Here is an 8,364-nt window from a genome sequence, read left to right on the forward strand (position 1 = left end):
CAATCCGCCTTCACCAAGCTCATGATGGTTCCCGTCCCAGCATGATGAATTCGCCAGCAGTATCGGAAAGATGGAGAGCACTCTTATAGCCCAGGAGGATCTCCATGTCCCAGACACGCTTTACGAAAGAGTTTCAGGATGAGGCTGTGCGGCTTGCTCTGACCAGCGGCCGCAGCCGACGGGCGATTGCCGCGGATCTCGGGGTCGGCCTGTCGACTCTGCGCCACTGGATCGACCGCCGCCGCGAGCGCCAGATCGATGATCCGCCTGAAGAGCGGCAGGAGGACATGGCGGCCGAGTTGAAACGGCTGCGGCGCGAGAACGAGATCCTGCGCCAGGAACGCGAGATCCTGAAAAAGGCTACGGCTAATGGCATGGACCGGCCGTGCTCCCGGGTGGAGCATGGAAGGGCGGGATTATCCTGCAGCGAAGGAGCCATGCCATGTCACATCAGACCACGACTGAGGCCGTCGCCACCATCGGGATCGACCTTGGTAAGAACACTTTCCACCTGATCGGCATGGATGCCCGCGGCAGGATCCTGCTGCGCCGGAAGGTCTCGCGCGGGCAGCTGCAATCCTGCATGGCCAACCTGCCGGCGTGTCTGATCGGAATGGAGGCTTGCGCCGGGGCTCATCATGTTGGGCGCCAACTCGCTGCCCTCGGCCATGACGTGCGCCTGCTGCCGGTCCAGTACGTGAAGCCGTTCCTCAAAGGACACAAAAACGACTACCGCGATGCCGAGGCCATTGCCGAGGCGGTCCAGCGCCCGACCATGCGGCCGGTGCCGCTGAAGTCGGCCGAGCAACTTGATCTGCAAGCCCTGCACCGGGTGCGCCGCCGCCGGATCGGCCAGCGCACGGCGGTGATCAACCAGATCCGCGCCTTCCTGCTCGAATGCGGCCTTCCGGTGCGTCAGGGGCTTGCGGGCTTGCGCGAGGCCCTTCCCACCCTTCTGTCTCAACGCACGGACGTGCTCTCGCCGCGGATGATCCACCTGATCGAGGATCTATCGGAGGATTGGCGGCAGTTGGACGAACGCATCGAGACGCTCACCCGGGACATCACGGCCCTGGCGCGAGAGGACGTGGGCTGCCGGCGGTTAATGGATATCCCAGGCATCGGGGTGATCACCGCCAGCGCCATGGTGGCGGCGGTCGGCACCGGAGCCGCGTTCGCCAAAGGCCGCGACTTCGCCGCTTGGCTGGGGCTGGTGCCGAAGCAGATCTCAACTGGCAATCGCACCATCCTGGGCGGACTCTCCAAGCGTGGGAACCGCTACTTGCGCACCCTGTTCGTGGGCGGCGCGCAAGCTATTCTGCAGCACCCACACAACTGGCAAAGACACCGCTTTGGAGACTGGTTGACAGCCGCGGGGACTAGGCTGCACCGGAATGTGCTGGCTGCCGCGTTGGCCAACAAGTTGGCGCGCATCGCCTGGAGCGTGTTGTATCGCGAAAGGGGCTATGACGTGGGGATTGCCACCCAAGTGCCGTAAGGCCGCGTTCATGACAGGCGTTTCGGCTATCGAGTTCCCCCGAGGTTTGCGGGAAGGATGTGACAGGATGGATGAACGGTCGCCCTGCGCACTGGAAGCCTGAGCGAAAAAATGGCCCGTTGAGGTCTCACCGCTAAAAAGGCCCAGTGCGCGCGGATTTCCATGATGGCCCGGAGCAGGTGCTCCACCCAGAGGCCGGATAGATTGATGCAAACCGTCTCTCATCCAATCTGAAGCAGCCCTCTTGCAACGCACGGCCGGTCCATAGATTTTTTCGCCAAGGAGGGAAGTCGATGAAGTTTCAGTTCATCGATGTGGCGAAAGAGAGCTTCCCCGTCACGCGCCTGTGCCAGGTTCTCCAAGTGAGCCCGAGCGGCTACTTCGCCTGGCGATCTCGTCCAGCGAGCCCACGCCAACGGGAGGACCTGATCTTGCTGGCCCACATCCGCTCGGCCTTTGCCCTCTCGCATGAGACCTACGGCAGCCCGCGGATGACCCGCGAGCTGCAGGATGAGGGCTTGGAGGTTGGTCGGCGCCGGACCGCCCGGCTGATGCGCGAGAACGGCCTCAAGGCCCGACAGAAGCGCCGGTTCACGCGCACCACCGACAGCCATCACGCCTTCCCGGCTGCGCCCAATCTCCTCGAGCAGGACTTCTCGGCCGGGCGTCCAAACGAGAAATGGGCCGCAGACATCTCGTACGTATGGACGAACGAGGGCTGGCTCTATCTGGCCGTGATCTTGGACCTGTTTGCCCGGCGGGTGGTCGGCTGGGCGGTCAGTGACAGCCTCCACAAGGAACTGGCGCTCGAGGCGCTGCGCAAGGCTCTGGCGATCCGAAGACCCGGTGAGGGGCTCACGCATCACGCGGACCGCGGCAGTCAATATTGCTCAACAGCCTACCAGGCCGAGTTGAGGAAACACGGCATCCGGATCTCGATGTCGGGGAAAGGGAACTGTTATGACAATTCGGTGGTCGAGACCTTCTTCAAGACATTGAAATCCGAACTGGTCTGGCGCACGGTCTTCCAGACGAGGGCCGAGGCCAAGCAGGCGATCGGCCGTTGCATCGACGGCTTCTACAATCCCGTCCGGGGTCATTCGACGCTCGACTACCTCAGTCCTGTTCAGTTCGAAAGGCTGGCTAGATAGCTACCAAACCGCTCTCCACTTAAGCGAAGCAACTCCAAAAGGAACTTAGCACCATTGTACGGACGATCAAGGACGGCACGATCAGGAGCGCAGCGGCCGCGACCGGCGCAATGATAGCTCCGAGCACCCCGGTGGCCATGGTCGGCGGGCCCATGCCAGTCATGCCATTCACGATACCGGCAAGGAAGAAGGTCAGGCCTATGGAGGACATGAGCCATATGAAGAGTTTGGACATGCTCCATTGCCCCACCGGCCGATGAACGGCGCAAACTGGGAGTTTCATATCCAGCCTTCGTTCATGCCAAAGGCCGGCGTGGTTCGATGCCGCCGGACTGGCGGTAATCCGGGGGATGAGATCGTCCAACTATGTGGCTCGACTGTTGACGTCGCTTGCGTGTGTCATGGCGCGAGGCCTCCATGTCTAAAACGACGCGGATCGCTTACAGCGCAAGTTCCTGGTGCAGACAGTCGCTGGCGATCCAACCTACGGTCAGCCGAGCGAACGGGTCCCGGATCACGGCCAGACACAGCCGCCCCCAGTCGTCGACGCGTAAGAGATATCCGCCGCTGTTTCCGGCTCGGGCCCTCGGCTGAGAAGTCTTTCTCGATCAGGCTGCGACGGCCTGTCAGAGCGCGCAGGACTGCCTCCTCCTGAAACTCTTCCATTAAAACGTGTGTGGCCCGTGGGGACCCTCCTGAGTTAATGAAGTGTTCGCCATCCTTCAGAAACGAGTCTCTGCCTCGAACATCATCTCCAAGCTTGCTCAGCATGTTGACGTACCAGTGTTCCGAAGCACCCACGATCTTGGGCTCACGGCATTTTGCGCTTTTGTAGTTATCAGTTCACGAGGTTATCTTTGGCGCCTGCACGTCGATCGTGCAGTGCTTATAGCATGCCTGTGGATTGAACAGGTCACGATGCTGCGACCTTCCTCGGCGTGTGTACGATCGTTGGTTGGCCTGTTACTGGCTCGGCAGGCTGACGGCCACACAATGCAGACTCTAACTGCGCTTGATCCAATTCTCCCTCCCAGCGAGCTACCACGAGCGACGCCACCGCGTTACCGATCAAATTCGTTAGTGCCCTGCATTCTGACATGAAGCGGTCAACGCCTAGGATCAGAGCCATGCCAGCAACGGGAACGCTCGGGACGACGGAGAGCGTAGCGGCGAGTGTGATGAAGCCGGCCCCCGTCACACCTGCTGCGCCCTTCGAGGAAAGCATCGCAACGAGCAGCAGGAGAACCTGATCGCTAATTGAGAGATCCACGTTCGTCGCTTGGGCGATAAAAAGAGCGGCGAGCGTCATGTAGATGTTGGTGCCGTCCAGGTTGAAGGAATACCCAGTCGGAATGATGAGGCCCACGACGGAACGCTTGGCACCAGCCTTTTCCATTTTTTCCATGAGTGATGGGAGCGCGGCCTCCGAGGAAGATGTTCCGAGGACTAGCAGCAGCTCTTCCTTGATGTAACGGACGAGAGAAAAGATCGAGAAGCCATTGTAACGGCAAACCGCACCTAGAACCCCGAATACGAAGAAGAAGGCCGTGATATAAAATGTCCCGACCAGCAACGCGAGGTTGATCACAGAGCCGATACCATACTTGCCTATGGTAAAGGCCATCGCGCCGAAAGCGCCGATCGGTGCGGCCTTCATCAGGATGCTGACGAGCTTGAAGATGGGCGCGGTGAGGGCCTCAAGGAGGTCAACGACCGGCTTGCCCGTCTCTCCAACCATGGCCAACGCTATACCGAAGAGGGCCGAGAAGAACAGTACCTGCAGGATGTCGCCTTCCGCAAAGGCCCCAACAATCGTTCCCGGGATGATATTCATTAGGAAAGCCGTCACCGATCGCGCGTGGGCCTGGGCGGCATAAGTACTCACGGCTTGGACATCAAGTGAAGCCGGATTGATGTTGAGGCCGGCGCCAGGCTGAACGACATTGGCGACAATGAGGCCGACGATCAGGGCGAGCGTTGAGAACGTGACGAAATAGACCATCGCCTTGCCAACAACCCGGCCCGCCTTATGGGGATCGTTCATGCCAGCAATGCCGGTCGTAACGGTCAGAAAGATAACGGGCGCGATAATCATCTTGACGAGCTTGATGAAGGCATCGCCGAGAGGCTTCATGTTTTCACCAACGCCTGGATAGAAATGGCCGAGTGCGACGCCGAGGGTGATTGCGGCAAGCACCTGCACGTAAAGCTGGGCATAGAAACGCTTGCGAGGCACAAGGTTGGCGCTTTGGGCTTGTGGGGTAAGCATAAAGTTCTCTCCCTAACCTGATCGGGGCGGGCTCTTCGTCCCTTCCCGGGCTTCTCCTGTTGCGGCGCTCCGGTCGAACGCGGCTGCGATTCCAATTGCAAGAGCCGTGCCAAAACACACAACAAGCGAACCGCCGGGTTCTCAGGCATTTCGGAAGCGCAGCGCAGTACGCTTGTGCGGATTTCGGCACTCTCTGCCTCCCCCCTGGCGACAATCCGCACCAAGGTCCCTCAAGTTCGTCAACAATCAGTCTGGAGAACGCGATGGCAGAATACAGCCTTGACAAGGGCTCGCTCCGGCGCGCCCGATTGCTGTTTCCAGGCAGATCGGCCGGCGGTCAAACTCTCTGGCTTGTCGTTTTGTTCGCACTCCGTGACGCGGTCGCCGAATGGCATATGAAACCTCGGTCGTATCCGCTGAAAGAAGCAGGGCTGAACTAAGACAAATGAGACCCGTGCGCGGGTACCCCGACCTGTGGCTGCTTTGGTGATCAGATGGAGCCGCGGGGCATGACGGTGGCGGTTCCATCGCACGCAGTCGGATTGGACACGAAGTTCATTGCAGATCCCGTACCCCATCGTTGCTCGCCGGATCGTCTATCGGAGGTGGTCGAACGGTCCTTGCTGGATCAGCACCTCCTTGGCATCTTGGCTGTTTGGTGGCGGAACGTTGTTGGTATCAGGTGCAATGGATGCAACTTTGATTGCTTCGACCGCGCACTTGGACGAGGAGGGTGCCCGGGCTTGACCCAGATGAAGCAATTTGATCTACGGCTTCAAAATTCATGTCGCGGCGGATGTCGAGCCGCGTCTCGTTGAGGGTCTAGAAGGTGACACCCGACGACGTCAACAACGGGCGTGCTGGCGAAAACGTCCCGCTGTATGACCCCGGCGCCGTTTCCGCGGACAGTGCGTAGCGCGGAACACCTTTTGCCTCTACGGTGCGGCTCGGAGGGCGGATACCCGCGCATGGTCCAGACAGGCGCGTGGGGTCAGCTTAGTGCCGATTCCTAACGCAAGCTGCGGATTTAGTACCATCACATTCATTATCTGCGCTGCCGGATCGAGAAGATCTTCGGCGCCTGGAAACATAGCTACGACCCACGACGCCTGCGCTATCTCGGACTGGCGATAGCGGCCCTGCAGACTAGGCTGGTTTCCGTCCATAAACGTGCGCATTTCGGAGCATGCACAATAGGTTGTGCCGAGTTGGAGCGGCTTTGACGAGGCTAGGCAGGGTGAAGAGCGCTGAGTGTTTACAAAAATGGTGTCGTGGGCGCGGTTAGGCGCTCGTCCCGAGGGCCGACTGTGGCCGGCGTGACGCAATCGGGATGCCGGCTCGGTTCAGGTCGCTGTGAGGCGAGTGAAGAGAACGAGGTTGTAGGCCACGACCGAGGACCAGACATAAGCTTTGAAGTGATCAAGGCCGCGCCAGGTGCAACGCGCCAAGCCGTAGGCGCGTTTGAGGCACGAGATGCCGGCTTCGATGCCGGCGCGAAAGTTGCGCAGCTTGCGATAGACCACTTGCTTCTGACCATGGCCTCGATTCTGAGGCCGGCTTTCTTGTGGAAGGCCATGTCGCGGGCGCCCCACGCCTTCGCTGTGGCCAGGTTGTTGCGCGTGGCAAAGCCGCCATCGGCTGCCGCTTTCCGGGGCGCTTGGCCATAGAAGGCGATGTGGCGCGCCAGCATCGGCAGCAAGCGGTCGCTGTCGGCCGGGTTACCGGCTTCGATCACCAGATCGAGGATCATGCCACTCCTGCCGGTGGTCAGGTTGAGTTTGTGGCCGTACTCGGTGTCGCGGCTGCCCTTGACGATGATATCGGCATGCTCTTCGAACAGGCTCACCACCCTCCCGCCGGCGGGGACCGGCTCACCTGCCAACACCCGCCGCTCGCTCTGTCTGATGATGCGTTCGATCAGCGGCCGATAATGACGAACCTGAACTTGCCACAGGGCGATGGGCGGCGTGCTTGCCACCGCCAAACGCTCGCTCGCCTGCTCCAGATCGGCCAGGGTCGTGCGCGTGATGGCGATCAGCTCGCGGTAGAGTTGGACCCGATTGGGTCAACTGCGCGTGAACTGGATCTTGCGGGCCCGCTTCTTGGCCGCGCGGCCATGATCGCGCCATGAGCCGGCGCCGCCGACCAAGAAATCGGCTCGCTTCAGAAGGCGCGCCATAATCCGCACGGCATCCCACAGCAGGCTGCTGTCGCTCGGCTCGTGCATGAGGGCCGCGGTCACCGTGCTGTCCAGCCGGACCACCGCGCCGTCTTCGAGCTTCACCTGCCGAGCGACCGACAGCAGGGCCCGATTGATCTGCTCCCAGGTCTCGGACCGGATTGCACTGATCGTCTTTTGCAGCACCGACTTCTGCGGGCTCCACGACCACGGCAGGCGGGCAAAAGCGCGAAACGAAGCGGAGTCCTCAAGGTGGAAGGCCAACTCCTGATAGCTGAGTTGCCGGTACTGCTTGAGGATCGCACAGCGCAGCACGGCTTCAGCGGGCAGGCCTTGCCGTCCTGTCGCTTTGATGCCGCCCCGACACAGGTCTCGCGCCACCACGCTCAGCAGATCGCAATGCTCATCCAGCCATTGCGACATTGCCTTCAACTCGCAGCCGATCTCGTGCGTGGCGAAACGATCGAATATGCTGGCTTGGACGGTGCGTTCCTGGCGCATTGTCGGCTCCGGCGGTGGCAGGGCTTTGGGCTCAGTGGCATGATCCAAGATACCTGAAACCGCCGGGCCTTGCTCGCGCAAAGCTATGATTCACGTAATGAAGTCAAACGTTTGCCGTTTGTGGATGAAAACTAGGCTAGCGGCAATCGCCTGCAATCTGAAGCGAGCCGCGGTGGTCCTGGTGCCGCATGCGGTCCGATCAAAGGCAAAATGTGCCGGAAGGCATACCACACCGTCGTGCAGACTACTGAGCCCCGTCAGGCGAGATGGGTTAAGCAGAATGCCCTTCTCGGCGCGGGTCGCTACCGCAAGATTTCAGCCCGCAACAGGTCTCATGAAAAATTCATCTAATGATCTTCACGGGATGCCGATAGCGGAGACGCCTGCATGACGGAAGAAGCTGACGATCATCTCGGGGTGACGTTTGAGGCGGCCGAACTCGCGACGGGCGAGCCGATGCAGCTCATCGACTGAGTCGGGCGGCGCGTTTGCCATGGCCCCCTTGACGATGGCGTTGCACTGCTCCTCTGGGTTCAGCTCTGGCGCATAGGCCGGCAAGTACGCCACTGCATAATCCTGCGTATGCGCTGAGATGAAGTCCCTTGTCGCCCGTGAGCGGTGGGCATTGAGCTGATCCCAGACCACCAGCAGGGGCGCACCGACCTTGCGGCGGAAGAAGCGCAGGGCCTGAATGACACAGCGGCTCGAGATGGAGGTGCGGAAATGGCGCGCATACAGCTGTCCGTCCGGCGTAATCGCCACGATG

General features: G+C 60.7%; 4 protein-coding genes and 3 pseudogenes. 3 read left to right on the forward strand and 4 right to left on the reverse strand.

Going from position 1 to position 8,364, the window contains the following annotated elements:
* Window positions 1-104 precede the first annotated feature (104 nt).
* From KBI52_RS03240 to KBI52_RS03250, 3 genes and pseudogenes are all read left to right on the forward strand, one after another.
* Window positions 105-368: pseudogene (locus KBI52_RS03240) on the forward strand (transposase); the annotation flags it as partial.
* Window positions 369-442: 74 nt separating this feature from the next.
* Window positions 443-1,498: an IS110 family transposase gene (locus tag KBI52_RS03245; protein WP_210805264.1), complete on the forward strand. Its 1,056-nt coding sequence runs from the start codon at window positions 443-445 to the stop codon at window positions 1,496-1,498.
* A gap of 263 nt (window positions 1,499-1,761) precedes the next feature.
* Window positions 1,762-2,649: pseudogene (locus tag KBI52_RS03250) on the forward strand (IS3 family transposase); the annotation flags it as partial.
* 19 nt (window positions 2,650-2,668) lie between these two features.
* Here KBI52_RS03250 and KBI52_RS03255 read toward each other — a convergent pair.
* The 4 genes and pseudogenes from KBI52_RS03255 to KBI52_RS03270 form a co-directional block, all read right to left on the reverse strand.
* On the reverse strand, window positions 2,669-3,013 hold the full coding sequence (locus tag KBI52_RS03255; RefSeq protein ID WP_210805266.1) for a hypothetical protein: 345 nt from the start codon (window positions 3,011-3,013) through the stop codon (window positions 2,669-2,671).
* Between the two features lie 549 nt (window positions 3,014-3,562).
* Window positions 3,563-4,918 carry a dicarboxylate/amino acid:cation symporter gene (locus KBI52_RS03260; protein WP_210805268.1) on the reverse strand — a complete coding sequence of 452 codons (1,356 nt, stop codon included), beginning with the start codon at window positions 4,916-4,918 and terminating at the stop codon, window positions 3,563-3,565.
* A gap of 1,343 nt (window positions 4,919-6,261) precedes the next feature.
* Window positions 6,262-7,598: pseudogene (locus KBI52_RS03265) on the reverse strand (ISNCY family transposase).
* 357 nt (window positions 7,599-7,955) lie between these two features.
* A partial coding sequence (locus KBI52_RS03270) for a transposase (RefSeq protein WP_210805270.1) occupies window positions 7,956-8,364 on the reverse strand: 409 nt, incomplete at its 5' end.

This window comes from Microvirga sp. HBU67558 (assembly GCF_018069605.1).
GTDB lineage: Bacteria > Pseudomonadota > Alphaproteobacteria > Rhizobiales > Beijerinckiaceae > Microvirga > Microvirga terrae.